Below are 21,509 nucleotides of genomic sequence, written 5' to 3'. Positions count from 1 at the left end.
GCTAAAATGATGGGTGAGAAAATCGGTTTTATTGGTTTAGGGAATATGGGTTTACCGATGGCGCAAAGCTTATTATCAGAAGGCAATGAAGTGTACGGTGTCGACCTTAACAAAGATGCTGAAGCGGCATTGCTAAGGTCAGGAGGTGTGATTGGATTATCTATCAATAATATCATAAAGCAAGTAAATTTTATTTTCACAAGCTTACCTTCAATGAAAGCGGTGGAAGAAATCTATTTAGGTGAGGAAGGATTGATTACAAAAGGACGGGAAGGCATTGTCCTGATTGATACAAGTACTGTTGCTCCTAGCTTGAATCAAAAATTAGCAGAAGAAGCAAAAAAGAAGAGGATTCATTTTCTTGCTGCTCCTGTCAGTGGGGGTGTAATCGGTGCTGAAAATCGTACTTTAACCATTATGGTCGGTGGTCCTAAACAAGCTTTCGAGCAATCCCAACCATTGTTAAATATTCTTGGAGAGAATATTTTTCATGTGAACGAACATATTGAAAGCGGAACTGCAGTCAAATTAATCAATAACTTACTTATCGGTTTTTATACTGCTGGTGTAAGCGAAGCCTTAAATCTGGCAGAAAAAAGCAACATTAATTTAGCGCAATTATTTGAGATGTTGAATGTGAGCTACGGCCAAAGTCGGATATATGAAAGAAACTATAAAAGTTTTATCGCAAACGAAGATTATCGTCCCGGTTTTACTTTGCAGTTATTAAATAAAGATCTTGGTTTTGCGCTTGATTTAGCCAAGGAACACGAATTGCAATTGCCAGTTAGTGAATTACTATTAAATATATACAAACATGCTGAAAACGAGGGTTATGGAAGCCAAGATATGGCTGTTCTTTATGAAAAAGTGAAAAATGATCAAACAAAAAATGCCAAAGAAACGGGGATGAAGGAATGATTAAAACAGAAATTCCAACAATGAAAAACCATATTAATGGTGAATGGGTTGATTCAAGTAGTAAGGAAGTGGAAGCCGTACCGAATCCGGCGAATGGGACAATTATTGCTTACGTCCCCCTTTCTGGTAAAGGAGATGTTGATTTAGCTGTCAAAGCTGCTGCTGCGGTCTATCCTAAGTGGGCTGAAGTACCCGTCCCAAATAGAACGCGTCTGCTTTACCAATATCTTCATTTGTTAAAAGAGGAAAAAGAAAACCTCGCTCAAATTATTACAGAGGAAAATGGAAAAACATTAAAAGATGCGCGTGGTGAGGTACAAAGAGGAATTGAAGTCGTTGAACTCGCAACCTCCACTCCTAATTTAATGATGGGAGATGCTCTTCCTAGTATTGCCGAAGGGATAGATGGCTCAATTTGGCGCTATCCGCTTGGTGTTGTTGCTGGGATTTCCCCTTTTAACTTTCCAATGATGGTTCCTTTATGGATGTTTCCTCTGGCAATCGCTTGTGGGAATACATTTATACTGAAAGCTTCAGAAAGAACGCCGATCTTGGCTGGTAGACTCGTCGAGTTATTCTATGATGCAGGTTTTCCTAAGGGTGTATTAAACCTTGTACATGGGGGAAAAGACGTGGTTAATCGCTTATTAGATCATCCAGAAATTCGTGCAATTTCTTTTGTTGGGTCAGAGCCGGTAGCCAAACATGTTTATCAAACAGGCACCGCTCACGGAAAGAGAGTCCAAGCATTAGCTGGTGCGAAAAATCACGCAGTTATAACATCTAGTTGTCATCTAGAAAAAACGGTTCAAGGTGTTATTGGCGCAGCGTTTGGAAGTAGTGGGGAACGATGTATGGCTTGTTCTGTGGTAGCCGTTGTAGAAGATATAGCAGATGAGTTTATGAACCTACTCGTAGCAGAAACGAAAAAACTTACTGTCGGGGATGGTCGCTTTGAAGAGCATTTTGTTGGACCACTCATTCGTGACACTCATAAATCCCGTGTGTTACAATATATCGCCTCAGGGGTATCTGAAGGGGCCCATTTAATCGTAGATGGCAGGGATACAGAGACGACAGAAGATGGTTATTATGTAGGTGCAACAATATTTGACAATGTAACATCCGATATGAAAATTTGGCAAGATGAGATTTTTGCACCGGTCTTAAGTGTCGTTAGAGTAAAAACATTTGAAGATGGCATCGCTTTAACGAACCAATCAAAATTTGCCAACGGAGCTGTTATTTATACATCCAGTGGTAAAGAAGCACAAATTTTCAGGGAGAAGATTGATGCAGGCATGATTGGTGTAAATGTGAATGTACCTGCTCCTATGGCCTTTTTCTCTTTTGCTGGTAACAAATCATCATTTTATGGAGATTTAGGAACTAACGGAAAAGATGGTGTTCAATTTTATACAAGAAAGAAAGTTGTAACTGAACGTTGGTTTTAAAAAAACGAAAGGAGAGATTGTATGACAGATGAAGTACTCTTCACAGTAAATGATAAAGGGTTAGGTGTGATTACACTCAACCGACCGAAAGCGCTAAACTCACTTTCTTTAGCAATGGTTCAACCACTTAAAGAAAAGTTACTGCGATGGAAAAACAATAATCACATACAGATTATTCTGATCAAAGGAGCAGGAGAAAAAGGCTTGTGTGCAGGTGGAGATATAAAAGCTTTATACGATGCCCGCTTGAATGAAAAAAATAAAAGTCTGGCAATGCAATTTTTCAAAGAGGAGTATGAATTAGATCAATTAATTTATGACTATCCAAAGCCCATTATCGCTTATCTTGATGGTATTGTAATGGGAGGGGGAGTTGGGCTGACTTATGGGGCAAACTATCGTATCGTAACTGAACGGACGAAGTGGGCCATGCCTGAGATGAATATTGGCTTCTTCCCTGATGTAGGTGCTGCCTATTTCCTTAACAAAGCTCTAGGCTATATTGGCCGTTATTTAGCGTTGACGGCAGAGACGATACATGCATCTGATGTTCTCTACATAGGAGGAGCTGATTATTTCATCAAGAGTGAACAATTTAACTCCCTCTTAGAAAATCTAGAGAATATGAATTGGTTAGATGTAAATCTCGATTATAACTTGAATGATTTCCTCAATCAGTACGCCAACAACGAAAGCGGAGAAAGTAAGTTATCACAATTACAAGAAGAAATTGATTTGCACTTTTCTTTTCAAACATTAGAAGAGATTCTACACTCTCTTCGTGAACATCCTAGTGATTTCGCTACAACGACAAGTGATATCTTATTATCTAAATCACCTTCATCACTTAAAGTCACACTTAAGCAACTGATTGACGGTGAAGAACAATCTCTCACAACTTGCTTAGAAACAGACTTAATACTTGCTAGAAATTTTTTAAACCATAGTGACTTTTATGAAGGTGTACGGTCAGTGGTCATTGACAAAGACCGCAATCCCCAATATGACTTTGCACAATTATCCGATTTTACATCTCAACATGTTGAAGGATTCTTTCAAAAAAAGTAATCTAACTCTGAACGCACATAAAAACAATTAAAAAGTAAACTTCATTGAATTAAAAAACCTTGTATGCCGATTGTAGCTATAAGCTCCACGCAAGCAAGGTTTTTTTATTTACGTATTAGTTATGTTTTACACAAGGTAGTTTCTTTTTGTTTACGCATTTTAAAATTTTCATAATAGAATTCAATTTTTCTTCTGGAGAAGTAAGTATGTTTTAAAGAAATTTTGAAGAAAAATCCACAAACCTCTCTCTTTATCGATGGAATACATACTTTAGTAAAGGATGTATTCTCATTTGTTTTTTAGATGTAAAATAGATCTTAGGTACTATTGGTTAACAAAGGATAAATTTCCTTTTTGTAAATATAAATGAAAGTAGTTGAATACTTGTAGAATGTGGTGAAAATAAAAAGCAGCTGCTCAAATTAAATAATAACAATGTTTGAGCTCCTTGATGATTTACTACCGAAGAGGTGCAAATCCTAAAAGCACTCGAAATGATAAAGGAATATATGGAGTTGATTCTTAATGGCTCGTTATCAATGATAAAACCTTGGACGCAAATGAAACAGCAAGGGTATGAGTTTATTACTATATCAAATAGAAGAGAAAGCAATTTTTCTTTAATATTGATATTTTTTGAGAAAGAAATTATACTTATATAAGTAATATATGGCTAATAGGTAAAGAGATTGCCTATTACTATATAATAATAGGTGAATGGTGAGATGGATAACGAGTAGCGTCTGCTGCTTTGCTATTAGCCCGCCATAAAATAGTTTGTGAAAACAAGCTATTTTATGGCGGGCTTATTGTATGCATAGAGTAATAGGTTTAACAAATGGTCACATGGAGGACCATAAGATTACATTTTCACTATACACTTAACTTGGAAAAACTGTGACTTTATTATTGGAGGACGCTTTTAATGAATATCGAACATCAATTCAATATGATTATAAGAGAAATTCGAAAAAAACATGTAGGCAATGGACCAAGAGAAATGACTACAAAATTTACAGGCTGTTGGGCGATTACGGAAATGAAAGGGAACTTAACAAATGTCGAGAAGTTCATGATTGAATCAACGAAAGGCTACCAAGTAGTCCATGAAGCTCGAACAACCCTTATCAAACAATTATATAGCGATACAGAAAAGGTTGAAAAACTTGAAGTACTCGTTGGTGCTCAATTAATCAATATTTTTACTGATATTGATTTAGAAAAAGATATTGCGATGACGATTTATGTTTTTGATAAACCTTTGCAAGTATAACTCTCAACTCGTGAATAAAATTGGAAAAATAGGTGATTAAAATCGATATAAAAGAAATGTTAAATCAAGTTCCTGTTGTGAAGGAAGAAGAAGGACAGTTATTATTAGCTAACTTAAATACGCAAATGATTAAACTATTTCAGGAAAAGGAAATCGCAATCTATTATTCACTATTAGAGGATGTTTTGAAGGTTGCAAAACATTTAAATTTAGATACGGTAATTAAATATTTCGGAATCACCCCCGTGGTGAAGGCAAATGAAAGCATGCAGTTCCAAGAGATCTTTCGTTGTCTTCACACAAAGGAAAGGAATAATAATTGGTTCTTGGATTTCTTTTCGTTGTATTTAGGTGTTTCTGTCATTTATGGCTTTAAACCTGAAGAAATTAAAAGAGCTGATTCCTAATAAAGAGAAAACATTTCAATCCTTTTTTTGAAATGTTTTTTTATGTAGTGACAAATGAATAAAATATTCTGTTAATTGAAAGCATTTTACTTGTATTTGTTATCATTCTTTGTAAAATGAAAGCAAGGAGTGATAAAGATGGTAGAAAAAATTGCAGGGCATAGTTTATTGGAAAAGGTGTCATTTGGAAATGGGCAATTAAAAAGCAGGGTAGTAATGGCACCAATGACAAGAGGATTCTCACCAAATGGTGTACCAGATGAAAAGGTAGCTCAATATTATCGCAGGAGAGCAGAAAATGGTGTAGGCCTTATTATTACTGAAGGCACAGCGATTGATCATCCATCAGCAGTTGCTGGTGAAACAATTCCCCTTTTTTATGGCGAGGATGCATTAAAAGGTTGGGCAAATGTAGTAGCTCAAGTACATGAAGCCGGCGGGAAGATTATTCCACAATTATGGCATGTTGGTGCAGCAAGAAAAGCCGGGAGTCTACCTAACATCGATTCACCGCCTGTCAGTCCTTCAGGCATCACGTTAAAAGGAAAGAAAATTGATCAAATCAAGGTACTTACAGAAGAAGATATACATGACCTAGTTGATGCGTATGCAAAGGCTGCTAAATCTGCCAAAGAGGTTGGGTTTGATGGCATCGAATTACACGGAGCTCACGGTTATCTCATTGATCAATTTTTCTGGGAACTGACTAATAAACGGACAGATCAGTATGGTGGAGACCTACAGGAACGCTCTACATTTGCAGCAGAGGTCGTTAAGGCATGCAGACAAAGTGTTGGGCCCGATTTTCCAATTGTTTTCCGCTATTCTCAATGGAAGGGTACAGATTACAAAGCCAAGTTAGCGAATAATAGTAAGGAGCTTGAGACCATATTATTACCTTTAGTTGAAGCGGGTGTCGATATTTTTCATTGTTCAACAAGACGCATATGGGAACCAGAATTTGTAGATGAACACCCTACATATAACTTAGCTGCTTGGACAAAGAAAATCACACAAAAACCAACAATTGCAGTTGGATCCATTGGCATTAATCGCGCATATTTGAGTAGTGAAGATAATGCACAAATCACCATTGAAAAAAATCTTAAAATTGTCGATGAAAAAATAAATGCTGGTGAATATGATTACGTGGCAATCGGTCGTGCCCTACTTGCAGATCCAGAATGGGTAACCAAGTTAAAAGATGGGGCACTTGATCAGGTGAAGATTTATACAAAAGAAGCAGAAAGCACCCTCTATTAATAGGAAATTATTTTAAAAACCGATTAAAATAAGAATCGGTTTTTTTCCCGTTGTTTCTTTCCTCCATAAAGGAGGGCCTTATGTAGCAAGATTGAGTTGTAATGTAGAGACGAATCGAAAAGATATTTTCTTATAATTATTGGTATGAATGTCGAATGTCTTTACTTCATTTCATTCTCTCCATTCAATGAACAGGTTTCGGGAGATTGTTTTTTGCTCGAAAGCTTTCATAAATAATGATTTCTATGATAAAGCTTTTATCAATGTTTCTAACCTTTGTAAATAGGGAATATGAAAATATAATGGTTTGTTTCATAAAAATGAACATTGCAAACCTAATTCCTTGTAAACAGATGGGTATAATGTTATATTAATCAAAAATCGAAAGAGGAGAGAAAAGTATGACCAAAACTATTCCACCAATTGTTTCAACCCAATGGTTAGAGGAACATTTAAATGATGAAAATATCCGCATACTAGACGCGACGACTTTCTTAAAGTTACCAGATGGTGATGGACTTTACTCTGTAACGAACGGACGAGACGCTTATAAAGAAGAGCATATTCCAGGTGCTGTGCATGCAGATGTAGTAAACGAATTAGCAAACCCAGATGATCCAAAAGCATTTACATTGCCATCCCGAGAAAGGTTCGTAGAAGGGATTGAAAAATTGGGTGTCGGTGATGGTACGCATGTAATTATTTATGACAAAATCGCTGAAGTCGGCTCCCCAAATGCCGCGTCTGATTGGGCATCACGTGTTTGGTGGCAACTTCGCTTCGAAGGGTTTGATAATGTCTCAATCTTAAACGGCGGGTTTAGAAAATGGAAAGAAGAAGGTAGAGAAATTAAGTCTGGAATTGAATATTATCCAAAAGCAACTTTTAATGGTAGAAGAAGACGGGAATTATTAGCTACAAAAGAAGATGTCAAAAAAGCGATTGATGATCCCAACATGATTATTATGAATTGTTTATCACCAGATGTCTTTAGTGGTAAGAAAAACACTTACGGCCGTCCCGGTCATATCCCTAATAGTAAAAATGTCTTCTTTGCCGACTTATCAGATGATGAATCACTTCTCATTAAAGATGAAGAAAAATTACGTGAAATTTTTGAGCCGACCGGTGTATTTGATCAATCTAAAAAAGTCATCACTTATTGTGGCGGTGGGATTGCTGCTACATGGAATGCTTTCATTCTATATACACTAGGCCGTAAAGATGTTGCTGTATACGATGGTTCCATGACAGAATGGGTGCAAGACGAAAACGCGCCACTAGTAACAACCAACCAATAATGAATAAATTCTTTCCACGAATGTTCTCGCATTCGTGGTTTTTCTTTTTGCGAAAAATAAGCATTTACATAAATGATCGTTTACACTATATTCTATATTAATACTAAATAAGGTGTGGACAAATATATGACTCAAAAAAGATTATCCGATTCCATTGCTGATGACATTATCTCTATGATTGTCATTGAGAAACGTTTTCAACCTGGAGATAAGCTACCTAACGAAAATGAATTATCGGAAGAATTGAATATTAGTCGAACAACTTTAAGAGAAGCGATTAGAATCCTCGTTACAAATGGCATTGTCGAAATCAAAAGAGGTAGAGGGACTTTTATAAAAGAAGCTTTGGATATTGACCATATGCAACATTTCGGATTGCTTACAGATGCAAAAATTAATGCGAAAGATTTGTATGAAATGCGCTTAATATTTGAACCAGAAGCTGCATACTATGCGACCATTCGTGCAAGTGACCAAGAAATGAAAAGAATTATCGATTATGGATTACAAATTGAAGAGAAGATTAAAAAAAAGCAAGATCGAACGGCTGAAGAGCAGAAATTTCATCAATCAATCGTTAAAGCGACGCATAATGAATTTATGGAAAAGCTCATGCCTGTCATTTATCAAGCCATCGATAAAGGTGTGATTTTATCAGTCGAAAAAGAGGTTGCAATTAAAGATACATTGAATGATCATCAAATGATTATGGATTTTATGATGAATCGTAACCCTGAAGGAGCAAGAAGTGCGATGAAAATTCATATATTACATGCAATGAGTGAATTAGGAATTGAATAAAAAGCAAAAAAGAGCATCTTTTTGTATAAGATGCTCTTTTTGTCTAACAACGTTATTGACAGCAGACAACTTACGTTTTACAATACATTATACAAATAATCAAAATAATGAAAATTGAAGGTGTGGTTGTAAATGAGAAGAAGCGATACGATTAAACTTGGAGTAGATAGAGCTCCTCACCGTAGTCTTTTATATGCGACAGGAAAAGTTAAAGCAAAAGATTTAGAGAAACCATTTATTGGTGTATGTAATTCATATATTGACATTATTCCTGGACATGTTCATTTACGAGAATTTGCAGATGTGGTTAAAGAAGCAATCATTGAAGCAGGTGGCATTCCCTTTGAATTTAATACAATCGGTGTTGATGATGGAATAGCCATGGGGCATATTGGTATGCGTTATTCCTTACCTAGCAGAGAGTTAATTGCTGATAGTGCGGAAACCGTTATTAATGCCCACTGGTTTGATGGCGTTTTTTATATTCCAAACTGTGACAAGATCACTCCTGGTATGTTAATGGCAGCGGCGCGTACAAATGTCCCTTCCGTTTTTGTTTCAGGTGGACCGATGGAAGCAGGAACAAGTGCGAGCGGAAAACAACTTTCATTAACATCTGTTTTCGAAGGAGTAGGGGCTTTTAAGTCAGGAAAAATGACAGAAGAAGAGTTCAATGATATTGAAAATAATGCGTGTCCAACATGTGGGTCTTGTTCAGGGATGTTTACAGCTAATTCAATGAACTGCTTAATGGAAATGCTAGGTGTCGCTCTTCCTGGTAACGGATCGATTGTCGCAACAAGTGCAAAACGGAAAGAGTTAATCTATGAAGCTGCTAAACATTTAGTTCGCATGATTGAAGAAGATGTGAAACCACGTGACATCATTACGAAAGAAGCCATTGATGATGCCTTTGCTTTAGATATGGCGATGGGTGGTTCGACTAATACAGTGCTTCACACTTTGGCAATCGCAAATGAAGCTGGTATTGATTATAATCTTGAAGATATTAATAAAATCGCTGCCCGTGTACCATATTTAGCAAAAATTATGCCAGCGTCAGATTATTCAATGGATGATATTAATAAAGCTGGGGGCATTAGTGCAATCATTAATGAATTAACGAAAATTCCAAATGCCATTCATCCAGAGAGAATAACGATTACAGGTAAAACAATGGGTGAGTTAGTAAGTGGACATGACATTACTAATGAACAAGTCATTCGTCCTAAAGATAATCCCTATAGCCCAGTTGGTGGCCTTTCCATCTTATATGGAAATATCGCCCCTGAAGGTGCTGTCATCAAAGTCGGCGCAGTGGACCCAACGATTCAAGAGTTTGAAGGAGAAGCAATTGTTTTTGAGTCACAAGAAGAAGCACAACAAGCAATCGATAATGGAGCTGTAAGAGAAGGTCATGTTGTTGTCATCAGGTATGAGGGACCTAAAGGTGGTCCAGGAATGCCGGAAATGTTAGCACCAACTTCAGCCATTATGGGTCGAGGATTAGGTAGTTCAGTTGCTTTGCTAACAGACGGTCGTTTTTCCGGAGCATCACGCGGAATTTCCATTGGTCATATTTCTCCAGAAGCTGCTGAGGGTGGCCCAATCGCACTTATTGAAAATGGAGATATCATTGTGATCGACTTACCTAACAGAACGATGAACGTAAAATTATCTGATGAAGAATTAGCTAACCGAAAAAAATCATTACAACCATTTGAACCAAAGATTAAAAATGGCTGGTTGGGAAGGTACTCCAAACTAGTAACAAATGCATCAAAAGGTGGCGTAATGAGCATTTAATTATAGTTAAGTAAAGAAACTTCATTTTAGATAATGAGGTTTCTTACTTATTATTTTTTAAGGCTATTACTATAATTAACTTTGTAATAGACGAACAATGTAATTGGCAAGCCCAGAGATTTTAAAAATATTAAAAGTACGGGTCATAAAACATGATAAAACTTTCACACATCTCTGAGATTGGAGATGAGACGTTACAAAGTTATTTTTGATTGTTACGCGAAACAGTAGAATGAAATCGTAAAATCTATTAACTACGTGGAATCTAGCATTCCAGGTAGTTTTTAAATAATTTCTTAGCACGCTTATACCTGCAATAATTTCGTCTACTTTGTAGTAATATACATATTTTTCTCTACTACATAATTATAAATTCCCCCTTAATTTTGAAAAACATTTGTAGCTATATGATAAAAGAAAGTCTCTTATTACAACTTGCACTTGTATTTTACGTGTTTCTTCCTTTATAAAAACTCAAAGTACCTTTTAAGTTTACCAAAAATTCTCATCAAATGGCTTCAAACTAGAGGGAATATGTTTTCTGGTTGTCTAAATATATATATAACCTAAGTTAATTTTGAGATTCATTTGATCGGACTCAATTCTACAAAAGAACATATGAAGTATTTTAAGGTCTGAAGTAAAAAGAGCACTTATTTTTAAAGGAGGATATATGGAAAAAGAGTATCTTGGTCAATGTCGTAGTTGTGGTGAGGGGATTTATTGTCATGGCGGATTTTTAGGTGGTGTTCTTGAAGCTGATGGTAAAATGATTTGTTTTTCTTGCTTTGAGGAAGAAACCACTGGTTATCATTCAAAAAAACAATAGAGCAATATGGATGGAATTACTCGCCTCGTGATTTGATAAGAAGAGGGCTTGTATAGAATTTTCTCGAAAGGTCCACAATACTCCTTAATAGAAGGGAGTGAAGCAGTTTGACGAAAGTACCTAATAACGGCAGTAAGAACCAAAGCTCACCGCAAGGAACTCAAAGCGCAATAAGTGGTGATAATAGTAAGGGAAATAAACGAAACAAAGATCAAAAAAGAAAAACAGAATAAGATCATTTTTGGCTTGTTAGCTTTTGAAGTTAACAAGCTTTTATTTAGGTGAATTTTAGTTTCACTCAATACAGGCGTTGAGTGGACTTTAACTGAATGGAATAATAATAATTTAGTCTGCTATATCACTTTCATGGAGTTAATTTTATTTTTAAGAATTGTTTATGAAAATTTTCGATTTAATCTCTAAAAGAGAAATGCTTTGAAATGTGCATTGTCCAAGAGATGGTTTTATGGTAAAAATAAGTTAATGAAACTTATATACAGCTATATTACCTCAGAGGAACTTCATTAAAAAAGATGTAGGGAGCGTTGAATGATGGATAATAAACGTTTTGAAACAATTTATTCTCAAGGGAAAATAGAAATTTTTAAGATTATTCGAGATAATGAAACCGGAGTGATGTATATGTTCCATTATGCAGGTCCGGTCAGTGGATTAACTGTTATGGTTGATTCAGATGGTAAACCTTTAATAGATAAGGACTTTAAGAAATAGTGTGTAATTAATTAACTGAAAATTCAGTCCTATTAAGCAGGTATGTGTATGGATAAACATATGAATAAATATTCGGAATTTCAGTTGTTTCTCTTTGGAACAGTTAAGATACGATTATTTTTCCAAGGGGAGACTTTTCTTATTCGGTAGGTTGGTCGTCAAACATTTCTGTTTTTATGCGTGCGAGAGGTCACTCTATATCTTGAACAGGAGAGTTCGTGTTGAAGGAAAATGATTTATTTATAAGAAAAATGTGTGAAAATGACTATCAGTATATGAGTAAATGGTTAAGTACGAAAGAAGTATTGACATTCTACGGAGATGTCAATGAACCTTTTTCTCTAGAAATGGTGAAAGAGAAATACGGTCCTCGTATAGACGGCGAAATCAATGTCCCACCATTTATCGTAGAACTCAAAGATCAACCGATTGGATTTATGCAGTATTATCAGGTAGATAATGAATATTTTGGATTTAGGGACAATGAACTGATTTATGGAATCGATCAGTTCATCGGTGAACCCATGCTTTTCGGAAAAGGTATTGGAACAAGAATGGTGAAACTATTTGTTGAATACATTGCGCAAAGAACTGAAGCAAAGATGGTTATTTTAGATACTGCGACTAACAATCATCGTGCTATTGCTTGTTATGAAAAAGTTGGGTTTACGAAAATGAGAAAAATGAATAAGGGTAGTCATTGGTTGATGGTATATTCTTTGAAGTAGTGCGCAATGTTTGAGTAAATTAAAATTGCAAAGATATGTTCGCCGTTAATATTGACTAGAAAGCTTCTTTATGTTGAAGGAAGCTTTTTTTTATAAAAATTTATATCACTTTATGATATAACTATAGACACTTATATCATAAAGTGATATATTCTTAATATATCCATTTGTGATATATCAAAAAAGAATACATTAAGGATGATGTAAATTGAAATCAGAAGGGCAGATTACCGATTCTATGTTCTATATTATGACGGCACTAACCCGTCCAAGGCATGGATATGCAATTATGTCTTTGATCGAAGAGACTACACAGGGGAGAATAGCCATTGGGCCAGCCTCGATGTATACGATTATAAAGAAGCTCTTAAAACAAGAATGGATTTATTTACAGGACGGTTCAGATTCAAGAAGAAAAGTATATGAATTGACTAAACAAGGTAAAGTGGTTTTAAAAGATGAAATGAATGTGAGAAAGCTAATGGTTCAATTAGCTGAAGAAGGATTGGGAGGAATGGACAATGAGTAAATCAAAGTATATGATGTCTGGTGGATTAGCATTTGCAGAAAGCAAAGATATGGAGAAACTGAGGCAGCAGTCTCTTAAAGGGTGGCATGTTAAAAAGCTAAGTTTCATGGGTTATACATTGGTGAAAGGTGAGAAAAAAGAGTATATATACAGCATTGATTACCGTACAGTAGAAGAAAATGAGGAAGAGGAATATTTAAGCTATTTTGAAGACGCAGGTTGGAACCACGTTTTCTCAGAAGCAGGTATTCATTTATTTCGCGCCGATCCTGGTACTGAACCAATTTATTCAGATATGGAAACACTTGCCCAAAAACATGAAGAATCTTTAAGTAACACGGCAAGATGGGGAATAGGAGCATTAGTGTTGTTTACAGTAAGTTCTTGGACGGGTACAATATTTACAACTGGAATGATAGCAAATATACTCACAATTGTAGCAGTAATATTAACAATCATAGCAATCCCAGCTGTTTGGACAGCGATTAAAATTCAATCAAATAAATGGAAAGTTCAAGGGAAACAAAGAAGTGTATTTTTCATAAATACAATAATCATATTATTTTTAGCTACATTGACAAATTTTCTGTTTTATGGAAGCGGCCCAAATGATGCAATTAAAACGCTCGCTTATATGCTTATAGGTGCTTTTGTGCTACCTATATTCATCTGGTCAATTTTATCTTTTTATCATAAGATCTTAGGGCGGTGACTTTAGATTTAATCAAAGTAAGTATAAGTTCAGTCGAACAAACTCATGATTTTAACACGAAAAAAAGGCATAGAGATATATGCCTTTTTTTGTGTTTAACTAAATAAACCGACCATAATGGATGTTAAGGTAGACGCCAATGTTGCTGCTAATAGAATCTTCAAACCAAATTTAGCAACGACTGCCGCTTTTTCACCATTAATAGCTTGAATCGAACCACTAATAATACCAATTGAACTAAAGTTAGCGAAAGAGATCAAGAATGTTGAAATAATCGCAACTGTTTTCTCTGAAAGCTCTCCAATAAGTGGTTGGAATTGTAACATTGCAACAAATTCGTTTGTAGCAAGTTTTGTTCCCATAATGGATCCTGCTGTAATAATTTCATTTGATGGTATACCCATCAACCAGGCAACAGGAGCAAATATATAACCTAGTATTGTTGTTAGATCCATACCGAATATTCCATCAAACATGGCATTAAGTAAAGCCATTAACGCAATATAGGCAACAAGCATAGCTGCAACGATTAAAGCTACTTTACCACCATCAAGTGCACCGTTAGAAATAGCTTCGAATAATGATTTTGACCCCGTTACGTCTTTTACATCAATTTCTTCTTTTTCATTGTTTTTGATCGGAGCCATCATTGTCGCGATAATCAAGCCTGAAAGCGAATTCAAAATCATCGCTATTAAAACATATTGAGGAGGAACCATTGTCATGTAAGAGCCCATAATACTAGCTGATACACTCCCCATTGCTGATGTACTAATAATAAATAGTTTGTTATCACTCATTCTTGCTAAATGTGATTTAATCGCCAATAGTGCTTCACTTTGGCCAAAGAAAATGGAGTTAATACTATTGAATGTAACTACTGTTGACAAACCGGTAATTTTCGCTAAAAACCCACCAATATACTTAATAGCGAGTGGTAAAACTCTAATATAAGTAAGAATGGATAATAATGCTGAAGTGAAAATAATGAGCATAAGTACATTCATAAAGAAGACTGTTTGTCCTTCTTGCACCAAGCCACCTAATACAAAATCAATACCTTCATAACCGAAATTTAAAACAGTTGTAACGCCATTTGAAATCCATTCAACTAACTTTAAACCAATGGTTGTTTGGAACATGAATAAAGTAATGATAATCTGTAAGACAACCATAATAGCAATCGCTTTATAGTTGATATTTTTTTTATCATTGGAAATAAGGTATGCTAAGCCGAGAACGAGAAAAAAACCTAAAATTCCTATTAAAATATTTACCATGATGTCTCCCCTTAAAAAGTTTTCTCCAATAGTATTGATGATAAGGTAGTATGACATCTGATGTCAAATGAATATTAAAAAATGACAGAAATTACATTATTCAATGTATTAAGAATGAGTGCACAACTTTTCATTCTCGCTACTTTAGTAATGGGTATAAAGAATTAAAACAATTATAACTCCTTATTTACATTCTCTTTATATTTCACCCTCATAATGAGAACAAGGGGGAGAGAGATATGGAAAATGTTTTAGACGCCATCAAAGGGATTGTTGGAAAACTTTCTTTACAAACAAGGCTATTAATTATTGTTATTACTATTCTGCTTTTTTCAGCAACGGTAGTGACAATGATTTCTATTAGTAAATCAAAAGAAACTATTATTGGCTTTATGGAACAAAGACTTGATAAGGAAACAAGTTATATTTATGAAATTGCCCAAAATTTATTACTCATATACATAGATGACGAGAATGAGTACACAACAAAACTGAATCAAGTGATCAGAAGACAAGAATCACAATTAGCCCAAGATGGATTCAGTGCATATTTCTTTTTGATTAATCAAAACGGAGCAGACCCTTTTTCTGTCAGTGAAAATCGACCAATTAACTTTCCTGATAACGTTGTTGAAACTATTACTCAACAACAAAATGGAATCATTGAGCGTGACATGAATGGGGAAACCTACACGATAGCATTTCGTAACATTCAAGAATTAAAGGGAATCTACACTATTGCTATACCTCAATCACAGTATCTACAAACATTAACAGAAATGAACCAGTTTATTGGTGTAACAGTCCTTTTATGTTTGTTAGTAACTGGAGTGATTGTCATTCTTTTAGTAAGAAATTTGACCAACCCTATTTCAAAGTTAACAATAATGATGAGACAGGCTAGTAAAGGACAACTAATAAATGATATAAAAATGGAAAGTACAACACCTGAAATTGTCTCACTTATTAATAGTTATCAAACAATGATTGCTCATATGAGGAAGTTATTAACAAATATAATGGATGCTACAGACAATTTATCCCAATCAGGCAATAGTCTTGATCATATTTCTCATAAAGTAAAATTAGAAAATGAAGAATTATTAGTCGGTATTCAAGTGGTAAAACAGGGAGCAGAGCAAACTGCCATTAGTTCTGAAGAGAGTATTAAGAAGTTTCAATCTATGAAAGAAAAAACCAATAAATTATTTGATAGTATGGATAGTATGATGAAAAAAGCATATACAATGGAAGGTACTGCGGTAGATGGTGAAGAGAGTATAAGTAAAGTCATCGCCACATTTGAATCTTTTTCAACTTCATTTTCAAAAATGACTCACACTGTTGCCCAAATGAATAACTATTTTTCTTCTATTGAAAAGGTGACCTCAGTTATACAAGATATTTCAACTCAAACAAAGCTGCTAGCTTTAAATGCTTCCATAGAAGCAGCGCGAGCAGGGGAATCAGGGCGCGGTTTTGCGGTAGTGGCAACTGAAGTCGGTGCTTTGGCAGAAAAATCAGCACAAGCTGTTGAATTAGTCAAAGAAAATATTATTTCAATGAAAGACATCTCATCTAGAACACTTTTTGAATCTGAAGAAACGAATAACCATTTTTTACAATATAAAGAGATCATGACTAAGAATCGAACAGCATTCGATTTGTTAATGAAAGAAGTCCTTTCTGTTTGTAACATTATAGATGAATCAAAACGACAATTAGTTGGTTTACAGACTATTCTACCGCAAATGGAGGACAAAACAGAATATGCTTTAGCGATTTCGCAAGAGACTTTAGCAAAATCAGAGCAAATGGTGATGGATTCAAACCATTTAATGAAGGAAGTGGCACAAAGTCACGAAGAGGGTTTAAAGATTAGCTCACTCGCACGAAAATTAAAAGAATTAAATAAAGAGTATCAAATTTAAGTGTAGCCCAAATTTTAAAAATTAGACCATTGTCCTTGTCCACATTCCCTGCTTGTACATATAGTATAGTAATCCTTCTGAAAAACTGATTCACCTCAAACGGAGAAAAAGACAGCTCGCCCAGGCTGTCTTTTTCATATTTCTATTCAAACAATCCAATGAAGGCAACCAGCTTTTCATCAGTTAATAGTTAACAAAGTATTTGGGAGAATCTTAACTTGTTGAGATAGGCATATAATTTGCATGATACATAATTGTTTAGATACCTATGTGAGGAAGGGGAGATTTCGTTGAAAAATGAGCTATGGGATAAAGAAATACACCGGATGAAAAACAATCATTTTCGTCAACTAATCGGGGTGAAGTTGGAAGAAATTGATGATGGTAAGGCGACACTTATTCTACCGGTAAGTAAGAAATTACTACAACCGAATCTAGTTGTTCATGGAGGCGTAATATCAGTTTTAATCGACTCTGTCATTGGGACAGCTGTTAGAACCATTCTCACAGATCATCATAATGCTATGACAGCTGAAATGAATATTAATTATTTCCGCACAGTTTCAAAAGGCGAGATAAAAGCAGAAGGCAAAATTATTCATAAAGGAGGGACCCTGGTAGTTGGTGTAGCAGATATATTTGATGAAGAAGGAAAGCTATTAGCAACAGGGAGAGCAACTTATGTGTTAAAAAGCAAGAAACAATAGCGTTTATGATTGAGGATCCCTCTGCTTGCAGGAGGGATTTTTCAATTAAAAATACTAGCATCCAACCTAACCGCCGCCCCATTTATCCAGTGTATATCAAACCTGCTCAGTAAAAAAACTAACTATGCGTTTAATAAGACTAACGTTCATAAAATTCATGAAAATGATGTTCCCAAATAACAGTATGAAATCTTTTATTTGTTTCATTTTAAAAAGCTAGTATTTTATTTTGAAACACATTCATCGTTTTGATATTTGAATTTCACCCTCCGTCACTTAAGATTCTCTATAACAAGAATAGTTATCTCCATTATTTTAATTATTCTAAATTTTTTGGCACACAAATTGCAAAAAGGTTAATAATTACTTCATGAAAGGAGTCTTTTATGCGGAATGAATTAAAATCTCTATTTGAGCCTGAAAGTATTGCCATTATAGGCTGTTCCCCTGACAAAAAAAAAATTGGTGGCAGACCGTTAGATTATTTATTGAAATATGGATTCTTAGGAAGCATTTTTCCAGTTAATCCTAATTATGAAATGATCGAAGACATGCAGTGTTATGAGACCATTATGCATGTTCCAAGTGAGATTGATCTAGCAATTATTGCGTTGCCACAAAAATTAGTTCTCCATACATTTCTAGCTTGTATCAAAAAGAATGTGAAGTCTGTTGTTATTTTTAGTGCTGGCTTCTCAGAATTAGGGGAAGATGGCAAAAAAGACCAAGATCAAATTACTGCCCTTGCCAAAAAACATCATATTAGAGTATTAGGGCCGAATTGTTTAGGGTTATTTAATTCAAGTAAAAGAATGTATGCTACCTTTTCCACCATATTAGAAAACGAAGAACCATTACCTGAAGGGAAAATTGGTTTCGTCAGTCAAAGTGGGGCATTTGGATCACATGTTTTTACTTTAGCAAGACAACATCATATCGGTTTTAGTCACTTTGTTGCCACTGGAAATGAAAGTGATATTGATGTGGCAGATTGCATCGATTATTTGGTACATGATGATAAAACAAGTGTGATTGCCTGTTATCTTGAAGGAACAAAAGATGGAAAAAAATTAATCAATATGTTTAAGTTAGCTGCGCAAAAGAAAAAGCCAATCGTCTTACTAAAAGTAGGAAAGTCAGATGTAGGTATGCAGGCGGCTATGTCACATACCGGTTCAATGGTCGGCTCTGATTCGGTATATGACACGATTTTTAAACAGTACGGCGTCTACAGGGCAGAGACGATCGATGAGTTTATTGATGTAGCAAACGCATTCGCACAATTACCGCGGATGAAAGGGCACCGCGTAGCCATTTTTACGGTCTCTGGAGGTGTAGGCATTATGCTTTCCGACCAAGTAATAGAAAACGGACTCACTTTACCAGAAACGCCTAAAGAAGTTCAAAGACATTTAAAATCAATTATTCCTATTGCTGGAGTGAAAAACCCCCTCGATACTACAGCACAAGTCTCTTACATGCCGACATTATTAGAAGATTTTATGAAAGCGGTTTTAGAGAGTGGGCAATATGATGCAGCAATAGTGTTCTTAGGCTTTTCAGGATTGAAACCGGATTCATTAGCTACAAAGCTTACATCTCTGATGCATATGAAACAACAATTTCCTGATATTCCTTGTGTCATGGTTACATTATGTAATCCCGAAGCAAAAAAATTAATCCATGAATCGGGAATGGTCTTAAATGAAGACCCAACTAGAGCTGTAAAGATTCTTTCCGCAATGAATGAATTGAGAAAATCTAAAAACCATCTAGAAGAAATGTCTGCTGACGAGGGTGTGAGGGTACCGCTTGATCGAATCAATCAATTCATTTCATACTCTAGTAAAAAAGCGTTAACAGAATTTCAAAGCAAACAAATAGTAAGTCATTACAAGATTCCTATAACAGTAGAGCAATTGGCACTATCTCCAACAGAAGCGGTGGAATCGGCAAATTCAATAGGGTATCCAGTAGTGTTAAAAGGCATGTCACCACAAATATTACATAAAACTGAAAAGGGACTAGTGCAATTAAATATTAACAGTGACCAAGAAGTAAAAGAAGTTTTCAATCAACTTAAAACGATTATTCAAAACGAAGAAGAGGCAGCATTTGATGGCGTGTTAATACAGGAAATGATAAACGATCATTCGATAGAAATGTATGTCGGTGCAAAGAAAGACCCCATTTTCGGCCAAATGATACTTGTCGGTTTAGGCGGAATTTTTATTGAAGTTTTTAAGGATGTCTCAATGAGAAAAGCGCCGGTATCACCAAAAATTGCGAAAGAAATGGTAGAGGAATTAAAAGCAAGCCAGATTTTAAAAGGGTTTCGAGGAAAAACTCAGTACGATGTTGACTCATTATGTAATCTCATTTCACAGTTTAGTTTTGTAATCAGTATGCAAGAAGGGGTTTTAGAGGAAGTTGACCTAAACCCTATTATGGTATTTGAAGGTAGGAAAGGTGTAAAGGTTGCGGACGCATTGATGAAATTAAGTTAAATAAATAATGAAGGAGGATTATGCATGAATTTTACTGTACCAGAAGAAACTTTAGAAATTATAAACGGCTTAAAACAATTTATTGATAAAAAGGTCATTCCTTTAGAAGAAGAAAACGCAGAATTACTCTACAATGAAAGGAATTATTATCTAGAAAATGGTAAACGTCATCCAAAGGTTGAGAGCTTAAGAAAAGAAGTAAGAGTGGCTTCAGCAGAAGCTGGCTTTTATACAATGTTCGGGGATAAAGAACTAGGTGGAGAGGAACTTGGACCTATTACGGCATTATTAACGCAAGAAGCGATTGCAAAAAACTATCCTAATCGAAAACTAATCGACCCTATAGTGATTCCCTCTCCATTTACCAATGGAATTACACCAGTACTGAGAGGGTTGAAACAAGAACTAAAAGATGAGTATCTAGATGGGATAAGAAAGGGAGAGAAAACATTATGCTTTGGCTTAACTGAACCAGATGCCGGTTCTGATGTTTGGGGGATTAAAACAAAGGCTGTTAAAGTGAACAATGAATGGGTAATAAATGGAACAAAGCAGTGGATAACGAATGCACCTTATGCGGATTACTGTATGTTATTTGCAGTGACAAATCCCGAATTACATGCGAAGAGAAAAGGTGGAATTACTTGTTTCTTTGTTGAAACAAATAGCACAGGCTTCAACGTAGATTCAGTCATTCCAGTTATGGGAGAATTAGGAGGGGATGCTGGAATTATTAGCATCGATCAATTAAGAGTTCCAGAAGAAAATATTATTGGAGAATTAGATCAAGGCTTTACAAAGGCTATGCACGGGATTAATAATGGCAGATTAGGGATGAGCGGGAAATGTATCGGTTCTGCTCAATGGGCATTGAAACAGGCAATAGATTATGCAAATATGCGAAAAACGTTTGGAAAAACAATAGGTGAGCACCAAACTATTCAAAATATGATCGCAGAATCTGCCATGGATATCTATGCTGCTAGGAATATGGCTTTACATTGCGCATGGAAAATTGAAAACACGAAAAAGCAACCGGTGAAAGAAATCTCGATGGTAAAAGCTTACTGTACGGAAATGTTAGGGCGTGTATATGATAAAGTCATCCAGGTTCATGGAGGAGTCGGCGTTTCAAATGAATTAAAGCTTGAAGCAGGATACCGTTATGCCAGAATCCTGCGAATCCCTGATGGTACATCAGAAATCCATAGACGAACAATAGCTAGAAGCCTATTAAAAGGTGACTTGAACTTTAATTAA

Annotated in this window: 20 protein-coding genes; 19 read left to right on the top strand and 1 reads right to left on the bottom strand. The window is 35.5% G+C overall.

From position 1 onward, the window contains the following. The first annotated feature begins 9 nt into the window (after positions 1-9). From U9M49_RS04405 to U9M49_RS04335, 15 genes are all read left to right on the top strand, one after another. Entirely contained in the window at positions 10-921 is a 912-nt protein-coding gene (locus U9M49_RS04405) for an NAD(P)-dependent oxidoreductase (protein WP_233435253.1), read from the top strand. Continuing rightward, complete coding sequence (locus tag U9M49_RS04400; protein WP_322909357.1) at positions 918-2,375, top strand: CoA-acylating methylmalonate-semialdehyde dehydrogenase; 1,458 nt, start codon at positions 918-920, stop codon at positions 2,373-2,375. The genes U9M49_RS04405 and U9M49_RS04400 overlap by 4 nt, the downstream gene beginning before the upstream one ends. Before the next feature lie 21 nt (positions 2,376-2,396). Next, positions 2,397-3,443 (top strand): enoyl-CoA hydratase/isomerase family protein, encoded by a 1,047-nt coding sequence (locus U9M49_RS04395; protein ID WP_322909356.1) that lies wholly within the window; start codon positions 2,397-2,399, stop codon positions 3,441-3,443. A gap of 925 nt (positions 3,444-4,368) precedes the next feature. Then, positions 4,369-4,716 carry a DUF2294 domain-containing protein gene (locus tag U9M49_RS04390; protein ID WP_095373267.1) on the top strand — a complete coding sequence of 116 codons (348 nt, stop codon included), beginning with the start codon at positions 4,369-4,371 and terminating at the stop codon, positions 4,714-4,716. 32 nt (positions 4,717-4,748) lie between these two features. Next, positions 4,749-5,123 (top strand): hypothetical protein, encoded by a 375-nt coding sequence (locus U9M49_RS04385; RefSeq protein ID WP_095373268.1) that lies wholly within the window; start codon positions 4,749-4,751, stop codon positions 5,121-5,123. 138 nt (positions 5,124-5,261) lie between these two features. Next, the gene (locus U9M49_RS04380) at positions 5,262-6,386 is read left to right on the top strand and encodes an NADH:flavin oxidoreductase (RefSeq protein WP_307313865.1); all 1,125 of its coding nucleotides are present in this window, start codon (positions 5,262-5,264) and stop codon (positions 6,384-6,386) included. A 401-nt stretch (positions 6,387-6,787) separates the two neighbouring features. After that, positions 6,788-7,687 carry a sulfurtransferase gene (locus U9M49_RS04375; RefSeq protein ID WP_095373270.1) on the top strand — a complete coding sequence of 300 codons (900 nt, stop codon included), beginning with the start codon at positions 6,788-6,790 and terminating at the stop codon, positions 7,685-7,687. A 126-nt stretch (positions 7,688-7,813) separates the two neighbouring features. Continuing rightward, a complete protein-coding gene (locus U9M49_RS04370; RefSeq protein WP_322909355.1) occupies positions 7,814-8,488 on the top strand; it encodes a FadR/GntR family transcriptional regulator in 675 nt (224 codons plus the stop codon). 132 nt (positions 8,489-8,620) lie between these two features. Then, complete coding sequence (gene ilvD / locus U9M49_RS04365) at positions 8,621-10,294, top strand: dihydroxy-acid dehydratase (protein WP_307313873.1); 1,674 nt, start codon at positions 8,621-8,623, stop codon at positions 10,292-10,294. A gap of 673 nt (positions 10,295-10,967) precedes the next feature. Next, complete coding sequence (locus U9M49_RS04360; protein WP_322909354.1) at positions 10,968-11,123, top strand: hypothetical protein; 156 nt, start codon at positions 10,968-10,970, stop codon at positions 11,121-11,123. Between the two features lie 107 nt (positions 11,124-11,230). Next, entirely contained in the window at positions 11,231-11,356 is a 126-nt protein-coding gene (locus U9M49_RS04355; protein ID WP_267892241.1) for a hypothetical protein, read from the top strand. 319 nt (positions 11,357-11,675) lie between these two features. After that, positions 11,676-11,855, top strand: a complete 180-nt coding sequence (locus U9M49_RS04350; RefSeq protein WP_307313880.1) for a DUF6440 family protein — start codon at positions 11,676-11,678, stop codon at positions 11,853-11,855. 221 nt (positions 11,856-12,076) lie between these two features. Beyond that, positions 12,077-12,583 carry a GNAT family N-acetyltransferase gene (locus tag U9M49_RS04345; protein WP_322909353.1) on the top strand — a complete coding sequence of 169 codons (507 nt, stop codon included), beginning with the start codon at positions 12,077-12,079 and terminating at the stop codon, positions 12,581-12,583. Positions 12,584-12,791: 208 nt separating this feature from the next. Next, positions 12,792-13,112: a PadR family transcriptional regulator gene (locus U9M49_RS04340; RefSeq protein ID WP_095373274.1), complete on the top strand. Its 321-nt coding sequence runs from the start codon at positions 12,792-12,794 to the stop codon at positions 13,110-13,112. Next, complete coding sequence (locus U9M49_RS04335; protein ID WP_322909352.1) at positions 13,105-13,824, top strand: DUF2812 domain-containing protein; 720 nt, start codon at positions 13,105-13,107, stop codon at positions 13,822-13,824. Before U9M49_RS04340 ends, U9M49_RS04335 begins: the two co-directional genes overlap by 8 nt. A gap of 95 nt (positions 13,825-13,919) precedes the next feature. Here the strand turns inward: U9M49_RS04335 and U9M49_RS04330 are convergent, their stop codons facing one another. Continuing rightward, positions 13,920-15,104 (bottom strand): NupC/NupG family nucleoside CNT transporter, encoded by a 1,185-nt coding sequence (locus tag U9M49_RS04330; protein WP_095373276.1) that lies wholly within the window; start codon positions 15,102-15,104, stop codon positions 13,920-13,922. 239 nt (positions 15,105-15,343) lie between these two features. Between U9M49_RS04330 and U9M49_RS04325 the strand changes: the two genes are divergently transcribed. The 4 genes from U9M49_RS04325 (at position 15,344) to U9M49_RS04310 (ending at position 21,509) form a co-directional block, all read left to right on the top strand. Next, positions 15,344-17,035: a methyl-accepting chemotaxis protein gene (locus U9M49_RS04325; RefSeq protein WP_322909351.1), complete on the top strand. Its 1,692-nt coding sequence runs from the start codon at positions 15,344-15,346 to the stop codon at positions 17,033-17,035. Positions 17,036-17,325: 290 nt separating this feature from the next. Next, positions 17,326-17,742, top strand: coding sequence for a PaaI family thioesterase (locus U9M49_RS04320; protein WP_322909350.1), 417 nt, complete (start codon positions 17,326-17,328; stop codon positions 17,740-17,742). A 386-nt stretch (positions 17,743-18,128) separates the two neighbouring features. Beyond that, the gene (locus U9M49_RS04315) at positions 18,129-20,249 is read left to right on the top strand and encodes an acetate--CoA ligase family protein (RefSeq protein ID WP_322909349.1); all 2,121 of its coding nucleotides are present in this window, start codon (positions 18,129-18,131) and stop codon (positions 20,247-20,249) included. 24 nt (positions 20,250-20,273) lie between these two features. Further along, the gene (locus tag U9M49_RS04310; protein WP_322909348.1) at positions 20,274-21,509 is read left to right on the top strand and encodes an acyl-CoA dehydrogenase family protein; all 1,236 of its coding nucleotides are present in this window, start codon (positions 20,274-20,276) and stop codon (positions 21,507-21,509) included.

Origin of the sequence: Cytobacillus sp. OWB-43, assembly GCF_034651445.1 — a bacterium.
In the GTDB taxonomy this organism is placed as follows: Bacteria; Bacillota; Bacilli; order Bacillales; family Cytobacillaceae; genus Cytobacillus; species Cytobacillus kochii.
Note: the sequence above shows the minus strand (reverse complement) of the source record. Positions and strands in the feature narration are given on the sequence as shown.